The organism is Pirellulaceae bacterium (assembly GCA_019636385.1).
Classification (GTDB): domain Bacteria; phylum Planctomycetota; class Planctomycetia; order Pirellulales; family Pirellulaceae; genus Aureliella.
The window spans coordinates 640,711-659,510 of the sequence record JAHBXT010000002.1 but is presented as its reverse complement, the minus strand read 5'-3'; the positions used below and the strand labels follow the sequence as shown (position 1 = coordinate 659,510).

Annotated in this window: 12 protein-coding genes; 11 read left to right on the top strand and 1 reads right to left on the bottom strand. The window is 53.5% G+C overall.

Annotated features, from left to right (window positions below; genetic code table 11):
- Window positions 1-286: 286 nt before the first annotated feature.
- On the bottom strand, window positions 287-1,705 hold the full coding sequence (gene tssK / locus KF752_08200) for a type VI secretion system baseplate subunit TssK (protein ID MBX3421522.1): 1,419 nt from the start codon (window positions 1,703-1,705) through the stop codon (window positions 287-289).
- A gap of 263 nt (window positions 1,706-1,968) precedes the next feature.
- Between tssK and KF752_08195 the strand changes: the two genes are divergently transcribed.
- From KF752_08195 to KF752_08145, 11 genes are all read left to right on the top strand, one after another.
- Entirely contained in the window at window positions 1,969-6,786 is a 4,818-nt protein-coding gene (locus tag KF752_08195; protein MBX3421521.1) for a hypothetical protein, read from the top strand.
- Between the two features lie 229 nt (window positions 6,787-7,015).
- Window positions 7,016-8,173 (top strand): hypothetical protein, encoded by a 1,158-nt coding sequence (locus tag KF752_08190; GenBank protein MBX3421520.1) that lies wholly within the window; start codon window positions 7,016-7,018, stop codon window positions 8,171-8,173.
- A 272-nt stretch (window positions 8,174-8,445) separates the two neighbouring features.
- The gene (locus KF752_08185) at window positions 8,446-9,204 is read left to right on the top strand and encodes a DotU family type IV/VI secretion system protein (protein ID MBX3421519.1); all 759 of its coding nucleotides are present in this window, start codon (window positions 8,446-8,448) and stop codon (window positions 9,202-9,204) included.
- Window positions 9,201-10,835, top strand: a complete 1,635-nt coding sequence (locus KF752_08180; protein ID MBX3421518.1) for a hypothetical protein — start codon at window positions 9,201-9,203, stop codon at window positions 10,833-10,835. Before KF752_08185 ends, KF752_08180 begins: the two co-directional genes overlap by 4 nt.
- A gap of 156 nt (window positions 10,836-10,991) precedes the next feature.
- Window positions 10,992-11,933, top strand: a complete 942-nt coding sequence (locus KF752_08175) for an FHA domain-containing protein (GenBank protein MBX3421517.1) — start codon at window positions 10,992-10,994, stop codon at window positions 11,931-11,933.
- Window positions 11,934-12,227: 294 nt separating this feature from the next.
- Complete coding sequence (gene tssI, locus KF752_08170; GenBank protein ID MBX3421516.1) at window positions 12,228-14,369, top strand: type VI secretion system tip protein VgrG; 2,142 nt, start codon at window positions 12,228-12,230, stop codon at window positions 14,367-14,369.
- Between the two features lie 26 nt (window positions 14,370-14,395).
- Complete coding sequence (locus KF752_08165) at window positions 14,396-15,856, top strand: FHA domain-containing protein (protein MBX3421515.1); 1,461 nt, start codon at window positions 14,396-14,398, stop codon at window positions 15,854-15,856.
- A gap of 210 nt (window positions 15,857-16,066) precedes the next feature.
- Window positions 16,067-16,438 carry a PAAR domain-containing protein gene (locus tag KF752_08160; GenBank protein MBX3421514.1) on the top strand — a complete coding sequence of 124 codons (372 nt, stop codon included), beginning with the start codon at window positions 16,067-16,069 and terminating at the stop codon, window positions 16,436-16,438.
- Between the two features lie 12 nt (window positions 16,439-16,450).
- Window positions 16,451-16,993 (top strand): DUF4123 domain-containing protein, encoded by a 543-nt coding sequence (locus KF752_08155; protein ID MBX3421513.1) that lies wholly within the window; start codon window positions 16,451-16,453, stop codon window positions 16,991-16,993.
- A gap of 2 nt (window positions 16,994-16,995) precedes the next feature.
- Window positions 16,996-17,364 (top strand): hypothetical protein, encoded by a 369-nt coding sequence (locus tag KF752_08150; GenBank protein MBX3421512.1) that lies wholly within the window; start codon window positions 16,996-16,998, stop codon window positions 17,362-17,364.
- A complete protein-coding gene (locus KF752_08145) occupies window positions 17,361-18,800 on the top strand; it encodes a hypothetical protein (protein ID MBX3421511.1) in 1,440 nt (479 codons plus the stop codon). Before KF752_08150 ends, KF752_08145 begins: the two co-directional genes overlap by 4 nt.

Here is an 18,800-nt window from a genome sequence, read left to right as displayed (position 1 = left end):
GATATCCCCATCCAGTGAACTGGCGACCGGGCGGATGCCCTTCGGCTGCTCGAGACGCCGCAGTAAGTTTTGACTATTCAATATCACCTGGACAACGCGCTAACCATAGCCGTTAACAGGCTCAGCGACCACGGACCACACACAGCATTCTGCAATACCCGCTGCCCGTCAGCAACTACCGTCGCTAGAGGATGAGCGTGTTGCCTTTCCACCGCTTGGCGACGATAGCTACCATCTCAATCGCCTAGAGACGGTAGCCGCTGGCATATTCGAATTACCTGCTCACTCAAATGCGTTTGCGCACTGCAAAAATAGCAAACTCCAGACTATACATCTTCGAGCCTACCGAAAGCCGCAATCGGCGCGTACCCTCCAGTGAATCCAAATTGGCGACTTGCTGAGTCTTAACTCGCATGGCCATCGTTTGCGTGGACTGTACATGCTGCCAGGGGTGGCCATCGCGACGAATCTGGTAATAGACCCAATTACCTCGACTGGGCAAGGCGCGCGGGGCCTGCGGAACCGGCTTGAGCTTCACTCCCGGTTGACGATTGACCATGTACTGCTCAACCTGGTCGGCACTGCCCAATCGCCAGTCGACCAAGTTTGCTAACAGCTCGACACATTCGTCCTTACTTACATTGATCGGATCAACTCCAAAATACCAATCCCACTCCAGGCCAAACCAATCTGGCTCCAGTTGAACCATCATGCCCGTTCCAGAACCCACAAAATACCGTTGCTCGTAATCGTCTTCTTTGACGGCATAGATCAATTTGCGGATTTGGTCGTGAGCCCAGCGAAAAATCGTCGCCAAATCGTCGTGGTCATATCTAGGCACGTTATCAAGGCCAATCCGGTCGCCAAAAATCGTGCACATCCCCACGATTTTGCACAAAGCGGTGTAGGCTACCAAGGGATGTACACCGGCAGCAAATGCTAGGCAATTAAGCTCGCCATAAGCTTGATTCAACACCTGAATCAACAGCATCTTTTCGGCGTCACCTTGCGCCTGGCTCGACAGCGAAATATTTTTGTCTTTGATGATCTCGCTCAGCACTTGTAGCCGGCTGCCAATCAGATCGAAGATCGCCCTCATCACACCGGCCAATTGCGGCCACGACTGAATCGTCAGCACAGGCGGAAAGTAATCAGCATCAATGGCCAAGCCACCCTCTTCAGCGTGCACCTTCACGATCCGCGTCAGTGGAATAACTTCAAACCCCGTCAGCTCCTCATGGGCCAGCAACACGCGATAGTTGACCTTTTTTAATGAGACTTCCTGTCGATTGCCGCCTTCTGCTTCTTCATCGCATTGCCGTGGAAACTCCACGTAGCGACACATTCCGCCGGCGGTTCGCGTTAGATTGGGCTGCCCCTCTTGGATCATAGGAATCGCTAGATAAACCATTACCGGCTGCGCCCCGACAGAAGTCAAACGTTCCGCGAGCGCAATGCGTTCAACATGGTTGTCTTCCTGAGAAACGACCGTACCGCTGTGCCACCGCGCTCGCAGTCCCGTGAACTCCAAAATTCCGTTTGACAAAGCTTTGGTCGACAGATTGACATGAAACACGCCATATCCGTAGGCACCACCAAAGTTGACCTGTGTTGCCAACAGTTCGTTCCAGTAGCGGTCGGCCGCTTGAAAATGGTGTGGGCGAAGGAACATTCCCTCGAACCAATTCACTGCCGGGTTGCGCATGGCATTTTCACAAACAGAGGCAACTTCATTCCACAGGGGCGTTATGATAATATTATTCACCCTGGATTTCAACGCTCGTCCAAGACCCGAGGACCGTCGCCCACCTGCAAGACCGTTGGTCAAAGTTGACGTGTCGATTCGTATGATGTGGCGACATTGAAGACCAACTGCAGGTCGTTGCCCAGCCATTGATTTCCTCACCGCCGATGAATCGGCAATCGGATATCACGCGCATATTAGCTCTTTACAGGGTTGACCAAACCATGAATCAATCTGTGGTCAAACGCCCCATCAAGTCGTATGGTGAGCAACCTGCGGCTCCCACCAACAAATGGCTGGCCGTTGCAACCTTGACCGCACTGCTGGTTCTCGGCCTGGGATCATTCTTATGGATGCTCTGGCCTCGCGACGAAGAACGCGTCTTCTTATCCGGTGTGAATATCGCGGAATTTGGAGAGCGCATTTTGCCACAACCTGCATTCCCTAATTGGCAGGCCGACATGCCGGAGCCGGACGCTTGGAAGCCCTGGGTTCCACTGACCGGTCAACAGCGCACCGGATCAAGTCAGCATTCAATTACGGCTGCCACCAGTAGCCAACTACCGCAAATAGCCCAGACCATCCGCAGGGACTTCAGCGATCACAACGGAACTAGCAAAGACACGCTAATCGTCTATGTGCGTGGCCAGGCGCTGCAACCCAACGAGGGGGATACCACTGACGTTCTGCTGCTAGCCCCCGAATATCATCCCACCAGTGCCCCGAGTGCACGACTGTCCGTCAAGCAGCTTCTGGAAGAAATTAAGAAAACTCGGGCTGCCAATATTGTGGTGCTGGCAGATATTCAGGACATGTTGGTGGCACCCAAGCTGGGTGTACTGCGCAACGATGTCTGCAGCGGACTCATGAAAATCGTCAGCGACTTGCCCAAGCAGGGAACGCCTCTGTGGCTGATCACGGCCGCCAACTCTTCTCAGCCGGCTCACGTCTCTTATTTGCTTGAGAAAACACTGTTCCAAAGCGCGGTAGATTTTTCTCTATCGTTCAATCGACCGGACCAACAAAACCACTTATCGCTAGCTGACTTCTACGAAGTGATGCTGCGATATTGCCACAAGGCCAGCGATGGCTATCAGACTCCCCTGCTGCTGGCCAGCGGATACGGGCGATACTTGGATAACCCGCAATCTGACCAGTGGCGTCGGGCCGAGAAAGTCATCGTTGCTCAATACAACAAGCGTTGGAGCACCCAGCAAATAAAAAAGGTGACGCCCGAGCCCACGGAACCGCCGACAGTGGCTTCTCAAAATCGTAACTCCGCTGCGCCTCGCATGGTCTCGATCAGTCAGTTGCCTAGCTCGCCGGACGTCAGTCAACAGACTCTCTCCTCAGTTGCGAATTCACCGGCCGGCGCGGCTACAGCCACAACGGCCGGCCAAAACCAACAAAACACGCCACAGCCTGATTCACAATCCTCTGGTACCGAACAGCCCGGAACGGCCCTACCAACTGAAACAGACGCATGGTTGCAATTCTGGCAGGAACGCGACAAAGTTGCGCAAACCAAACCCGGTGCACTGCCGCCACCAATCAGTTTCGCTGCTGCACGTTGGCAGTTCGTCTTGCAGGAGGCCATACGAATCGAGCGATTGACACGATTAGGCTCCAGCAAAACCACCAATAACCGGGAATTGAACGAATTGCACCTGGAGTTGTCTGAGTGTTTGAACCATGCGCCTTCTGCTCGCAGCTTCAGCTCAACCCGTCGCGTCAACGCGGCCACGTTGTCCGAATTGTGGACTCAGGTGCAGCTGGATCTCGATAAGCCCAGCGATCCACGTCGCCCTTGGTTGAACCCGCAGCTATTGGCACCAGACATCCAGCCAATTTGGGAACAAGAGCGCGGCGCTCTGCTTGAGTTTATGTACTCCGCAGAACAGTTGTCTCAGTGGATGGAATTGTATTTGCAACCCGATATTGACGATCTGGCTGTCGGGCTACGAACATCCACAGACGCTCTTGCCCGCGAAATACAGCGAACCAAGAGAAAACTGGCGTTACGAGAATTCCTATTAGATGATGCGGCGCAGCTTTCACAAATTTCTACTACCCTGCGCGCGGCCCTCAACAATCTCCGACGGTCACTGGATGCCAGCTACAGTAAATTGTCCGCGTTGCTGCCTGGGGATCAACAGACAGTACCGCGTTCAAAATTGAGTTGGCGTGACGAACGCAAGCTTCAACTATGGCTGTCAACCAGCTTGTTGACCTATCCTCAGCGAAAGAGGTTGGCTGAATACTACCAGCTGTCCGCTGACGATCTCTTGGATTCGTTGCCCGAAAGGATTCTTCTGAGCCGTTCAAAACCTTGGTCGGAACTTTTGAAGCCGGCGCGCTCGGATGGTTTAGACGCCCAAGTCTGGCTGACGACCATTGATGACTTGTGTGTCGGTGAGAAACCGGTCGATCAATGGTTACACGGCTGCTTTAGCGAGCTGCGTCGCATTTTGCCTGATCCGTCCAGTAGCAAGGTCACCACTGGCGACTTGTTAATGCCCATTAGCAGCGATCAGCGCATTCAACTGGTGGGAATTCCAGATACGCACCAGCTTCCTAGCACATTGAATCTAGCTATTCGCCGACGCAATGGTACCAGTTTAGATAAGTGCTACCTGAAATGGACCGCTGAGCCGGTCGGTGGGCAGCCAGACTGGTGGATTGTGGGTTCTGGGGGAACTCGCGTTGAACCGGACAGCCCCGTACTTGTCGATATCCGCAATGATTACATCGATCTGGATATCCGCGTTGCTGGTGGGCCGCAGAAATTGACGTCTGCCGTCAGAGCGAGACTGCGGTTGTCAGAAGACAACGCTGATGCTGCAGACTACCTCGAACACTGGCTAACGATTGTCCCGCCAATTTCCGAGCGCGTCGAACTGTTCGTAAAGCGGTGGGATGGCAGTCAGCGCAAGCTAGAGGAAACTGTCGCTAGAGCGTCCTTCGATGAACAAGGCCATGGATGGCTAAACAATTCGATTACGGTTCCTGCCATCGGTCAAGCCACCGCGCAGTACCAATTCTATCTGTCTAATCGCTCTAACGAAAGCAAACAGTTCCGAGTGCGGTTGTATCCTGCTACAGATGACAAGCTGTCACTCGGTGATGGTCATGTGGTACCCGATAGCACAAGCGGCGTGATAGCTGGTTTGGACAAGTTAACAGCGCTGGCCGAGGTTCCATCAATCACCCTGCCAGCCTCTACGCCCAAGGACTTTGATTCTGTCCACAAGATTCCCAAAAATGCCCAGCAACTGGACTTGGCTCAACCTTCTCCACCACCTGGGGCTCCGGAGGTACTTAAGAAATCCAAGGAAAACTTGACTGGCGGCCTGCTACTGGAGCTTGCGGAGCTCGTGGAAGCGCAGGCCGTGCCTAGCCAGCCTGGACCGCAAGGTACTGAGAATGCTTCGAAGTGGACGCTAGGGCAGCAGCGGCACTATTTTTGGATCGACTGCACCTATCAGAATCCCTCTGGTTGGATCAACGGCCTAGCGTCGCAGCCCTTCATTAGGCTTGATGTCGTTCCAAACGACGAATCCGTATCGCTCCAGGCTCAGGTGGACAGGTCGTTTTGGGCATACTGGGATGTTGAGGACTTGAAGATTGTCGGCACATTCACCGACCAGGATGGTAATCCCTTACAAAACCGCCGGGCAGGCTCGGTGGACGCAGACTCTCCCGATGCTGGCTCTCAGGTCGTCATGTTGCTGAATCCTCAAAAGCCCTCGGACAAACGGCCATTTGAGCTAAGCACCGCCGGACTGACTGGTCGTCCCGAGAAGGTAGTTTTGCATGTCGACATTGGCAACTACCCGCGGGCCGTTGCCTACCAGTGGGAGCATGAAGTCTTCGATATTACTTCGTCGAATCAATCGTTCCTGTGGATTGATGAGTCGCGTATGAGTCTGACCACTGAAACTGAACAAGATACGAACTTAGTGCTTCCCAAATTTTCAAATGAGGAGGGACCTGCGTATATCTTACCTCGACGCAAGGGCGTCACCCACAATAGTCGCGGCACGGAAGTCAAGCCGCTGATGCTCAGCATTCCATTCCGGGTCGATCTACCGCGATCCAATTCAGACAGCAGCTTTACAGCCAGTCTATCTAATGACGGATTAAGCAGCCGTACTTACGATTGCGACAGACGATTCAACCCCAGTCTGCAGTTCTTCGAAGGCCGACTGGCTGTGTCTGCCAGTGCTGACGACCACGTCTTCGATGTCAAACCGGCAGAATTAGGTAGCAAATCTGGCGTGCGAAAATTTCAGGTTTCTGTCGGTGACAAATCGCGAACTTTAACGTTGATCGTGGACAATGAGCCACCGCGGGAGTCAGCAACTGTCAGGATTCGGGAAAGTGCTCGAGGAGTACTGCGAGAACGAGCGGACCTGTATGTAGGGGAATCAGTTGAAATCGCACTCCGAGCAGAAGATGTACTGAGCCCAATCAACCACGTGTACTTTGCGATCAACCGGAGATTGGATAACCAAGTAAAAATCCAATACGATGAAGACGACTTTGATCTGATCGAGTCCATATTGAGAGACGATGGAATCTGGTCTGCCTCAATCAGCGCCGAGGAGTTCGAAGTTAAACGCCGACCCAATTTAGGCCAAGAGTATCACGTTGTAGCCCGCAGCGTCGATGCGGCAGGCAATATTCAAGACCAACATCAACATGCTACGCTAGTTTGGATGGGCAAGCGTCCTGTTAAGCCGCCCAAACAGGTCGAGCCGCCAGCACCTCCGCCGCCGGAACCTCCCAAGACATTCACCATCACTGTGGTAGTCTTGGCTGAGGGCCAATCGCCGAACTACCCCGACCGAATCAAGGTCAGTGGCCCTGGAGACAGGCGGGCACCGTCGGAAAACCGTTTCCACTTCGACAATGTGCCTGCCGGAAACGCGGAATTCAAGGCCGTGTACACCACGCCGAACAACAAGATTTTTGAAGCTCAAGAAGCGATCAACGTTACCCGGTCTCAGACAATTCGGTTGAACGCGACCCCCAAGAAATAGCCAGTCAATTAGCTTGCATTTCGTGGCAAGTTGCTCGGTTTGCAGCCCCTCTGCCGTCGCCAGTTTTTCCTGCGAAGTAATTGACTGTAATGTTCCGATGCTATCAGAAGTTGCAATCAGTTCTTGCTTGAGCCCAAGAGGATCGGCGTGATTTGCGAAGCCATCAACTCTGCAACGCGTAAGATATCACGCTTATGTGACTAGACGAATGGTCGTGGGAGCATTCAAAATGAAATGGATATCAGTTGTAACCGCATTGATCTTAGCAGCAGGCGGCTGGAGCAACGCTTTTGGACAACAACCGGCAGCCGCAGTGGCTACCGCTGGTGGAAACACTGTCTGGCATCGGCTTGGCATCCCACAGGCTTACACCGGCATTCGCGACGCGGTGGTGAACAGGCGTGGAAATCTCCCGGGACTGGAAAGAAAACCGCCGGTCTTGGCCTTGGCCGACCCCAAGAACTTGGATCCCTCCAAGCCTGAGATGATTCAGGCAGCCGCGAAAATCAAACAGGATCAGGATCTAAAGAAGCAGAAGATTAAGGCTCTCAAGTTCTTAGCGGACGTCAACTGCGGTTGCTACAACAAAGACTCTAAAGTCGAGGCCGCATTCTTGGAAGCTCTGGACGACTGCGATCCCGACGTACGAAAACAGGCCATTGAATCCCTATCGGAAGCGGCAGGTAAGTGCACGAAGTGCCGTACGGGCTGCGAAATCACCTGCTGTACGGAAAAGATACTCAAGAAGCTGGATGACATCGCTAATGGCATGGAGGACGGCTGTTACAAGGAGCCAGACAAGGAAATTCGCAAAGCTGCTCAGGCCTTGTTCTGCAAGTGTCCACCACCCAAGTGCAAGCCGCTGGATCCGCCTGAAGAATTGATCGCGCCGCCACCAGCCTACCCAGAAGAACTGCTTGAAAAACGCGAGGGAGTGGACGAGTCCCCAGACGCAGAAGGATCTGTGGGCGAAGCTGACGACAATGATTCGCAGTCGTCGCGGCGCAGAAACTCTTACCGCTTCTCAGATCAGCCCGTGAGTGCCACCCCCCCGAACTCGACTGCCACAAAGACTTCTTTAATTTCCGCTCAGATCAGTCCCGCAGCACCAGAGTTAGTTGGGATTATCTCCAACCCAGAGTATCTCATCGAATGTCGCACCGTGTCCTACAACGCACACTTGGGCGAACTGGTGATACAACTTCCTCAAGCGCTGTCGCTCAGCGTCGGCTGGCAGGTCATTCTGGTGGACCAGTCCGGAAATGCATCGCGGGCCGAAGTGGCCGTTGCCGGAGGACGCCGCTTGCTCCTGACACTCGATGATCAAGGCTCTATGAATGTTGGCGTAGGCGACAAACTGAAGATGGGTGCCATCGAAAACCAATAGAGCTGCAAGCAGTTCAGGTCTTCGACAACAAGTAACGCGAACAGGCTCCGCACACAGATTTCGCTCCGAACCAGTGTTTCTTTCTGCGGATTGGCGGGTACACTAAGACGCAGCCGTTCAAGGCTTGAGCCGTTTCCTGCGGGGGAAAAGAATCGGCCGCAGGACGTTTGCTCCGATACAAGCCATAGCGCATTCGTCCAGATTCCCTGAACAAGGGCAGCCACAAGCGGGGCTAACGCGCTGCGGCCAATTCAGGCCTGAGCGGTTACACGATGGTAGGTCGCGCTCCCGTCAATAATCTGGGGAGCGAATGCGCCATACCTTGGCCGTTGTCGTCACTCCTGTTGGGAATTAGCGTGCGTCCTGAGTTTGCTGGACAAATCGATCCGATTTTTCTGTCTATTATGGACTACGTGGAGCGGATGGAGCGCCACGAGCGACTGGTTGAACGTCAGGTCCAAGCCCATATCGAAAACAAACTTGACGCCGCTGAGAACGCGCTGGGAAACACCGACCAGTGGAGGCTTTCCAAGTACGCATTATGCGCCCTGATAGACGACTTGTTCATTGCCGCCCCCTGGGGCGGACGAGCTTGGTGGACGGACAATTGCTTGGAGCGAAAGTACTTCGGCGATCGCAAGGCCCACGAGGACTTCTTCGGTAACGCTAATCGGGCTGGCGAATTGTCCTGCAAAGATGCCCTGGAAGTCTACTATCTGTCGGTGGTTCTTGGTTTTCGCGGCTTCTACGCTTCATCAGACGCCAGCTATCGGAGTTCTTGCATCAAGCGTTTCAACCTGCCCGAGTCGATCGAGGCCTGGTGCGCACGCGCCGCCCGCAGCCTACAGCTGAAACAAGGTAGGCCGCCCATACCTGATGAAATTCAAGTTGGTTCCGGAGCTCGACCGCTGGCGGGTCGTTCGTGGTTGATTACCAGCGCAGTGCTGAGTGTAGTGCTGCTGGGCTGTGCCATCGCCACGGCCACGCTGCTGATTGATTTCTCACAACTCTTTGGAGACCCTTCTCAGTGAATCCCAGCGGTCTCTTTTCAGCCATCAACTTCATTACGTCACCTGTGCGACGGTTGTTTCAACTGACACTACGCATCGTTCCTGGACTGAAGCGACTTCCGTCGCTTCCACTGCCAAAACTGGCCGCGCTAATTGCGTTTTTATTCTTGTTGATCGTGTATATCGCGGCGATAGTCAAGTATTGGATTGGCTACGATACCATTCAGCGCCAAGAGTGGTTTGTGTGGTTGCTACTGTTTGGCGGTGTATGCGTCATACCTGTCATCGTCCATTACCTGGTAAAATTCTGGATGATTCAGGAGGATTCTCGCTATCCCGAGATCGACCAACTGTGGAAGCTGGCCCTGCAGCAATGCGAACAACATCAGGTCGCGTTTAAGAACGTACCAATCTATCTCGTGTTAGGCGGCCGGGAATGTTCGACGGTACTAGAAATGCTCAATGCTGCTCAATTACCTCTAGTTATCACGTTACCGCCCAGCGAGCGGTCGGACATTGGCTTCTATGCCACGGCAGACGCGATCTTTATTTCACTCAATGGTTGCAGCTATCTGTCAGGCTTGGCCGGCGCCGAATTGACCGTCGGCAGCCCTACCAGCGCAGCAGTTCCTTCTAGCAACGCTCCAGACTTGGGAGCGACTATGGATCCGACTCACTACGCCAAATTGCTTGGCCAAACAACCGGGGCGCGCAGCGATTCCAGCGGTTTACACGATACCTATCTTCCCCCGGCAGAGGAACAAGTAGACAAAACTTTGATGCTGCCGGCCGATCTGACCGGCTTAGAGGATTTTGGCCAGGTCATCGAGGCCATCAAGCCCTCCGGATCGCTGACCGCCAGTTTGAACTCTGAACAAATCCACCAGCGTGATCAAAAACTGAGATACGTCTGCGGCTTGATTGCCAAATCACGGCAGCCCATCTGTCCGATCAATGGCATCGTTACTCTGTTGCCCTTTGAGCTGGTTGAGAAGGTCAGTGGCCAATTGCAGATCGGGCTAAAAAGTGATTTGCGAACCTTGCGAGAATTGGTCAAGGTTCGTTGCCCTCATGTGGTGCTAGTGACCGAAATGGAATCGGACGATGGATTCCAAGAGCTGGTCAAGCGCGTGGGCGAGCGTGAATGCCGCTCATCGCGTTTTGGTCGAGGAAGCGAAGTCTGGAATAGCCCAACCGCTGTGCGGCTGCAAGCCATCACCGCCCACGCGGTCGGAGCCTTCGAAGACTGGACCTATCTGCTCTTTCAGAAAGAGAACGCACTCAAGCAAAAGTACAATCTGCGACTACTGAAATTACTCTGCCGAATTCGAGGAAGATTTGCTGCAAACTTGGGCAAAATTTTGGCTGCCGGTGCAGGATTTGATCCCCAGGTAGAGCCGGAACTAGCCAACACCCAGTTCCTGTTCTCTGGGTGCTATTTTGTCAGTGCCGACCCACAGCGGCCAGCTTTCACAAAAAGCGCGATCAGCAAGATTATGCAACTTGATGGGGAGTTAGAGTGGACGGCGGCCGCCCGAGCCCGCGACCACGAATACATTATGGCCGCCAATTTGTTCGCCTTTGTCGGCGGACTGTCGCTGCTGTCCATTTTGGCCATGCTGATTTGGAAACTAGCATTTGCCGGAAGCTAACTACCTGCAAGTTAGAGTCACCGTTGTATTGCAGTTGTCCCAATTGCCGATCGGCCGCAATCGGTCATAATTCCCATTCATCCACAACTGCCTACCGCTCGCGAGCGCTGCCACTCAGGCCTTGAACTGTCGTTATGTCGCACCCTGGCACCGAACATGCTGTTCCTAACTTATCATAACGCGTCAGGCCAGATGCAAACGGTTTGGTTGAAGCCCAATCAAACTTTGATGATCGGCAGCGGCTTTGAAAGCGATGTGGATTGTCGGTTCGATCGGCAAATGGCCGACCTCCATTTCCAGCTTCAATCCGATGGTAACAGTTGGACGGTGCGACCGCTGCGGTCCGACCCGCTGTTCGTCAATGGCAATCCAGTGGCCGCCTCTCAGACGCTCCACGACGGTTGCCGCATTCGAGCAGGTGATACAGAGTTTACGATTAGCATCGAGGGTGCCTCCACACCGACTCCAACTCAACCCCCCGAAAAAGCTCCGCCACCTTCCGCTCCGAATATACCGCTTGCCTGGACTCAGCAATCGCCGATCGCGCTCGACATCCAGTGCGATCCAACCATGCAGCCGCTACTGCTGCAGTCGTTGTGCAAAGGCTACAACCTTTATGCTGCCGTCAATCAACTACGGCTCAAGCGCTCCATCGATGGATTGCCGCTGGTTGGTGACGACCTGTTTGAGCAGGCCCCGGAGGAGATTCGCGCCACCGACTCGTTGCATTTGATCTCCGTTCCGCTGGACAAACTGTCCGGACTGTCTCAATCGCTATTAGCATGCGGTCGGTCCGATGGACTCAGCCTGCTGATCGCCAAGTTGCCTCTGGAAGCAATGATTGAAGAGATGAGAATCCTGTGGGCCTGGTTCAGCCGTCCTAGCCTATTGCGATTCCATCTCCTTCAGGGTTCTAAGTTTCTTACCGACAAGTTGCTTGAACATCCACGCTGCCTAGTTTTATCGCAACCAGACGACGCCAACCGCTTGCAACTATTGGCCTCCACGGAACGGTTTGCGGATTTGACGAAACAAATTGAGCTGTTCGCTCAATCCCACCCGACCACCACCGGCAGCGTTGCGTCAGTGGCGCGCTGACTGAGCAGCCACCTACCGCCCCTCATCCATGGCGTCTCTCAATTGGCTGCCACCTGCCGCATGCTGACGATGCGATGACTGAACAGTTGAGCCGCTTCACCAAATTTGACAGCCGACTCTTTTATCCCTGCCCGACTGAATGAATTGGGGCAATCGTGCTACGCCGGTGATCCATACTTGTGGGTGGCCTTAGCAACGAAACATCCGCAACAGTCTTGACCTGAGCCCATATTATGGCTCGAATTGGGTTAGACTTGCCTGCAAGACTAAAACGAAGTTGAGGAGTATGTTGCCATGGCCTTGAAACACGCGACCCGCAATCTTCACCTGCAGAGTGCGCTCGGCCCTGACGTCCTGCAAGTCACTCGCTTTCAAGCCGCCGAAGAGCTGTCCGCGCCGTTCCACTTCAATTTAGAATTGATTTCCGACGATCCAAAGATAGCTCCCGAAGATATCGTTGGCACGAGCGCTACCATCGCCATCGATATCGCCGCCGGTGGCCAGCGGTTCTTCAACGGCTTCGTGCAACGCTTCTCGGCTCTGGACGAAGATAATCTTGGCACCCGCTACTACCGGGCTGTCATGGTCCCCTGGATGTGGTTTTTGACGCAGACCAATGATTGCCGCATCTTTCAGGAAATGACCATCGTCAAGATCATCGAAAAGATATTCAATGACCTGGGCTTCACCGATTTTGATACCAGCAAGATTTCCGGTAATCATCCCAAGCGCGAATACTGTGTCCAGTACCGGGAAACCGACTTCGACTTCGTCTCGCGGCTGATGGAAGAGGAAGGCATTTTTTACTTCTTTGTCCACGAAAATGGAAAGCATACGTTGCACCTGGCCGACAGCGCCAGCGTATACAAGGAATGCCAGGAATCAACGGTGGACTATCCTAAGAGCAAGCTGGACACGCGCGAGCTGAAGGCCCAAATCCACGCCTGGGAGCACGACTATCAATTCCGCCCCGGTGCCTGGGCGCACACCGATTACAACTTCAAAATGCCTCGCGACCGACTAATGGCCACGGAAAAGACAGTTATGAAGTTCAAGAACGTCAAGAACTTCGAAGTCTACGACTATCCGGGTGAATACGATGCTAAAGGTGACGGTACAGCTCTAGCCCGCGTTCGCATGGAAGAGATGGAAGTCGAGCACGATATAGTCACTGGCTCCAGTGGCTGCATGTCCTTTTCGCCCGGCCAAAAGTTCAAGGTCGGCAAGCACCGCGCCAAGACTGAAGAGGGTAAGTCGTATGTCATCAAGAAGGTGCTACACCTGGCAGAAGAGCACACCTACGAGACCGATCCGGTCGATCCCGGCTTTGCCTATACCAACCAGTTCGAATGCATCCCTGATAAAGCCACCTTCCGGCCGGCTCGACTGACCCCCAGACCGTTTGTTCGTGGCTGCCAAACCGCTGTGGTTACCGGTCCGGACGGCGAGGAGATTTACACCGACAAATATGGTCGCGTCAAAGTCCAATTCCATTGGGACCGCGAGGGAAAGAAGGATGAGAATACTTGCTGCTGGGTACGAGTTTCTCAGTTGCATGCCGGCGCAGGTTTTGGCGGAATTGACATCCCTCGTATCGGCGAAGAGGTGATCATCTCTTTCATCGAAGGAGATCCGGATCGTCCCGTCGTCACCGGCCGCTTCTACAACGCAGAGATGATGCCGCCGTTTGAATTACCCCAACACAAAACTCGTTCTGGAATACGCAGTAAGACTTACAAAGGCAAAGGTCACAACGAGATTATTCTGGAAGACAAGACCGATGACGAACGCATCTACATGCACGCCCAAAAGAATATGGATATCCGGGTTCTGAATGATTCGACGACGCGAGTCTTTGGGAATCAGCATCAGATCGTTGGTTGGGAAAAGGATGGTAAAAAGGGCGGAGATTACCGAGAACTGGTCTACGAGGACAGACACTCCCAAATCAAGCGTCATCAATTCGAGCACATCGAAGGAAATGCGGAGTTGCTTATTGGCGAAGGCGAAAATGACGACGGAGGAAATCTGGATGTCTTTGTTGGCAAGAAGAAATCCGAAACAATCGGCGCTGAATCACACTTGATTGTCAAAGGTCCGCACAGCGAAAAGATCGATGGTAATTTTTCAGCGACCGTGGCTGGCAATCACCATACCAAAGTCGCCAAAAACATTGCCCAAGAGGCTGGTGCTCTGGGTGAAATTCACCTGAAGGCAGGTATGAAGATCATCATCGAGGCCGGCATGCAATTGTCACTGGTTGGCCCCGGCGGGTTTATCGATATTGGCCCGGCAGGTGTGACCATCCAAGGAGTCATGGTCAAGATCAATAGTGGTGGCTCCAAAGGGTCTGGCAGCGGCTGCGAACCCATCGAACCCGAAGAAGCCAAAAAGGCCAAACCGGTTAAGCCCGCGATCGCGAAGAACTCGAAATGATCCGGATGCACCCGGCGAGACGTTCCATGGAAAGCTACGAACTGTTGGTTTTGAATGGTGAACACGCAGGACAGTCGATGCCACTGAAGCCTGGCGCTATCGTGTTGGGCCGGGCCGCAAATGTGGACTGGGCCTTCCCTCGCGATCCGCTGGTCTCGTCACGGCATTGCCAGCTATGGTGCGACACTGAAGCCTGCACGATCGTTGATCTATCCAGCCGCAATGGAACCTTCGTCAACGCCCGGCGTCTGGCAGACAAAGAAACTCTCTCAGCAGGAGACGTCATCAGAATTGGCTTGACGGAGATCGAGCTGCGAGCTGTTCCGAAAGACGCATCCATCCGCATCAGCCCGATTGTCCAAAACTTTGAAGATACATCGCTCTCGTTGCACATTGAAGAGCCCGCGCTAATGCACCTGCGCTCGGAAGGCGAGCATTCCGATTCGCAAGCTCGTTCCAATTCCGAAATGAAGGTGGATCAGATCGTTCGTTGCCAATTGCGGCAGTCAACTCGACATGGGGTTGGACAACTATGTTGGATTGCGTTAGATCAATCGATGGTGATCGGTAGAAGTGCCTGGACCGATTATCCTTTTGCCGATGATCAGAAGATGTCCTCCAAACATTTTCGAGTCACGCTGCAAGGAGATGGCTGTATTATTGAAGATCTGCGTTCTAAGCGTGGCACCTGGGTCAACGGGCAACGCATTGAGCGCTGCAAACTGTTTCATGGGGCGAGCGTCTTAGCTGGGGATACAGTTTTTGACGTCGAGCTGTTGGGGATCGACCAATTGGCAAACATCGCAGCCTCCGCTCCACCAAAATCTGTGCCGCCACCGCCGCCCCAGTCCACCCTAAAAATGACGGGCCTTCGCAGTTCGCTTGCTGACAACTTCCAACGGATTCTCGGCAACTGGGCTGACCAGCCCGCTCCGGTTGCGTGGATCGAAAAACTCCTGCTCCAAGAGGCGAATGCGTATCTGCTGTTGGACCTGATGCGCATGGACCTAGAATTGCCGGAGGAGCAGTTTCAGCATCCTTACAGTCTGTTTGACTGGCTACCTGCGCCCGCTTCACGCAAGACCCCATGTTTGTTCGATCTCAGGGCCTGTAACGACTGGCGATTAGCGGTCGATGAGGCGTGGGGCAGCGATGCTTTGATGGTCGTGTCGAGCACGAAATCGAAAGTCGAGCTGCTTGCCAGTTTGCAAGAACTGCTGCGCGGCCGGTCAGGTCAGCGTTCGGATGCCGAGGGAATTCAAGGGATTTGTTGGCCCTCAGTTTTGCGTTCGATGATTGAAGTCAATGCGCACGGATTTGCTGAAAGGTATTTTGAAGTCGTAGATGCGGTTTGGATGGAGGGAAGCGATGATCCGCTAGTCTGGGATTGGCTAGGGAAATCAACCGTTTTGGAGCCGCTGTGCGCTGCGATGGAGATTCGCGTTCGTGAAGCCTCAACGAATGATCCGCGCGAGGGCACTGTATGAAGGACTTTCGAGTCATAGATGCGGCTAATATGGCGAACGACAGACGTGTAGCATCCCTCGCCAGACTATGGATTTCCGGCTGGACCACCGTCCGACAACGGCAGCTACAAAATTGCCGACTGCCGCGTGGCTCAGCAATTCCCCGGTATTTGTCCAGCGTTCAGTTGGCAGTAAACTACTGCGATCATGAGTCTAACCGAGTAAACAACCATGCCTCCAGCGGCCCGCATTAGTGACTTGCATGTATGTCCCATGGTTGACGGACTGAAACCACACGTAGGTGGTCCGGTTGCGGTCGGCTGTCCGATGGTCATGATCGGTTTCATGCCCGCAGCCCGCGTGGGTGACATGTGCGTGTGCGTGGGCCCGCCGGACGTCATTGCCAAGGGCTCCCCCACCGTCCTGATCGGCGGCATGATGGCCGCCCGCATGGGAGACCTCACCGCACACGGCGGTTGCATCACTCTCGGCTTTCCGACCGTCATGATCGGTGAAATGGGTATGGGTGGAGCGGTAACGGTTCAGGGACAAGCTATGGTGGCTGCCAAGAAAGCCGGAAAACCGTTTTGCGAGCAGTGCTAAGAGAGGCTAGTTATGACTGACCTCGAATCGGCTGAATTATTTACAACTTCGGGGACAATCGACTCGATTGTTGACCGGTTGGAAAAAGGCCAACAAGTCTTCGCAATTTTAGATGCCTGTGATGATCCACGCGTCCCAATTGTCGTGTCGAAGCTAGGAAATGATAAAGCAGTCTCGCTCTTCAGTGGCAGCGCTGCAATGGAGTTTTCGTCAATCGCACCATACATTGCCAAATTAGATGCAGACTGGATTCGCTGGATCGCGATGGAATTCCAGGGAGCACCATGGGGCTTTCTCTTCACCGCCAATTCGAGACTAGACTTTGAGCTCGTGCGCCGTCATTGGAAAAAATTCCTGATGGTTCAAGCGCCAGACGGCCGCAAGCTCTACTTCCGCTTCTACGATCCGCGCGTCTTGGAAACGTTTTTGGGAGCATCGACGTCCTCCGAGTTGGATCAATTCTTTGGTCCGATTGAGGAGATCGTCCTACTGCGATCGAACAACGAGGTCTCTGTTTATTGTCGCACTAGCAATTCAGCCGCAGGGAATCGTTGATTGTGTTTCGAATCTCCGAGAATCAATGGCGGGCCTTCGAGGCTTCACAAGTTAGACGATTTGTGACGTTGCAAGCGAATCGGCTTGAATCTTCCTACCCGGAAAGTGTCACGAGCCAATTTAATGACGATCGTGCCAGATTCGAGCAGGCGATTGAATTATGGATCGATGAAGCCGCCACGTTTGGCGTGCACGGTGAAGATGACGTAGCCTACTATCTCGATTGTCTGTTTGAGATCGGCTTCGATTTTGCGAAGAATGACCAGTGGTCGTCGGAAATTCTTCGCCGTCGTGATATCGATGGAACGGCAAAAATGGATTTGATCTGGCAGCGACTGCATCCACAGGCAAGAGTGGAGCAAACCGAATGAGCAGTGGTCGACAAAAAGGCAACAACACTTCGGTCAAATCGCCGGTCGAACCGTGCCCAAAGCACACGATCGACTTGCTATACCTGGACTGCAAGGATCGAGGCATTGCGGGCGCCAAGTATCAAGTTGACTCTGTCGATTGGGACGGCAAGGAGGATGGTTACTTCAGCAAGTCTGGAACGCTCGATGCAGAAGGCAAAGTACACATCGACAATGTTCCTGAGATCAAAGCCTTTGTCTACTACTTCGAGAAGGACCCCAAGAATTATAAGCCGGAAGTGGTACCCTCAGTTCAGCCAGATCACCTGGCAACGAAGTCGATTTTCGACTCCATCGGTAACTGGCTGGTTGGCGCTGCCAAAGGGGACTTCAACCACGATCAGTCGGCAGGGCAGAACGCCTTAAACGCTTTCTTAGGACTGATTCCGGTTGTCGATCAAATTCTAGATGCCCGTGACCTTGCCGCTGGCCTGGACATGATCGTCGAATACTACATGGAAGAGGAGGGAAGTCAGTCGAAGCGCCCTGACGTGCTGGGGTTTGACTACGAGAAATGGATTTGGATTAACGTCTTCATCATCGCGATCGGCTGCATACCCATTGTAGGCTCGGCGGTGAAGGGGGTACTCAAGGGGCTCATTCACTACTTAAAATCGGTTGGCAAGACCGCTGGCAAACTCAGCCCGCGACAACTCCAGGCCGGTTGGGAATACCTAGTTGCCATTCTCAATAAATTCGGAGTTGGAAACGCTCACAAGTGGCTAAAGCACGAATTCCCCGCTCAGCTCGATGATTGGATGGCCAAGGGATCGAGGACTATCAGCGATGGCCTTGATCGCCTCAAAGACGCCGCTGACGCAGCGGTATCTGGCGCCAAGTTCTTTAGCCCTGCCCAAGCCGCTAAGATAGCCGAGCGTGTCAGTGCCTATAAGACCGCCATCACCAAAGCCAAATCCAAGGTAGACGTCATGGCCAACCAAGTCAAAGCTTGGTTGAAGGAGCAAGTCCAAGTACTGACTGGCGGCGCACACAAGTCAGAAAAATTGGGAGCAACAGGAACGAAAGCAAACAAAATAGAACATACTCGGCAGCAGCGAGCTGTCGACCCGCCTGAGTTATTGCCCCCATTACCTCCACTTAGAAAAAAATACGTTGATGAGGTTCATGCATTGCGTTCCAAAGCTGACCAGCTAAAGGCGAACGGCAAATCCACTGAGCAAATTGCGCGAGAGCTGCATGCTGAGCGACGCGCAATCGGGGAACGCTATAAAGATTTGACGCCTCCAGATAGGCTACGGGAGATTTATGCGCGCAACACTAAGAGATACGGCGACCCGCTCGGACCATCTATCGAATATTTACGTGGAAAAGGAAAATCGTGGGATGATATAATCGACAGTGCCTGCCGTCCGGGAGGAAAAGATTTAGGATACTGA

Excerpts from the sequence above, each read along its gene's own strand:
- tssK (MBX3421522.1), bottom strand. The coding sequence starts at position 1,705 with ATGCGCAACCCGGCAGTGAATTGGTTCGAGGGAATGTTCCTTCGCCCA.
- KF752_08195 (MBX3421521.1), top strand. The coding sequence starts at position 1,969 with ATGAATCAATCTGTGGTCAAACGCCCCATCAAGTCGTATGGTGAGCAA.
- KF752_08190 (MBX3421520.1), top strand. The coding sequence starts at position 7,016 with ATGAAATGGATATCAGTTGTAACCGCATTGATCTTAGCAGCAGGCGGC.
- KF752_08185 (MBX3421519.1), top strand. The coding sequence starts at position 8,446 with ATGGTAGGTCGCGCTCCCGTCAATAATCTGGGGAGCGAATGCGCCATA.
- KF752_08175 (MBX3421517.1), top strand. The coding sequence starts at position 10,992 with ATGCTGTTCCTAACTTATCATAACGCGTCAGGCCAGATGCAAACGGTT.
- tssI (MBX3421516.1), top strand. The coding sequence starts at position 12,228 with ATGGCCTTGAAACACGCGACCCGCAATCTTCACCTGCAGAGTGCGCTC.
- KF752_08165 (MBX3421515.1), top strand. The coding sequence starts at position 14,396 with ATGGAAAGCTACGAACTGTTGGTTTTGAATGGTGAACACGCAGGACAG.
- KF752_08160 (MBX3421514.1), top strand. The coding sequence starts at position 16,067 with ATGCCTCCAGCGGCCCGCATTAGTGACTTGCATGTATGTCCCATGGTT.
- KF752_08155 (MBX3421513.1), top strand. The coding sequence starts at position 16,451 with ATGACTGACCTCGAATCGGCTGAATTATTTACAACTTCGGGGACAATC.
- KF752_08145 (MBX3421511.1), top strand. The coding sequence starts at position 17,361 with ATGAGCAGTGGTCGACAAAAAGGCAACAACACTTCGGTCAAATCGCCG.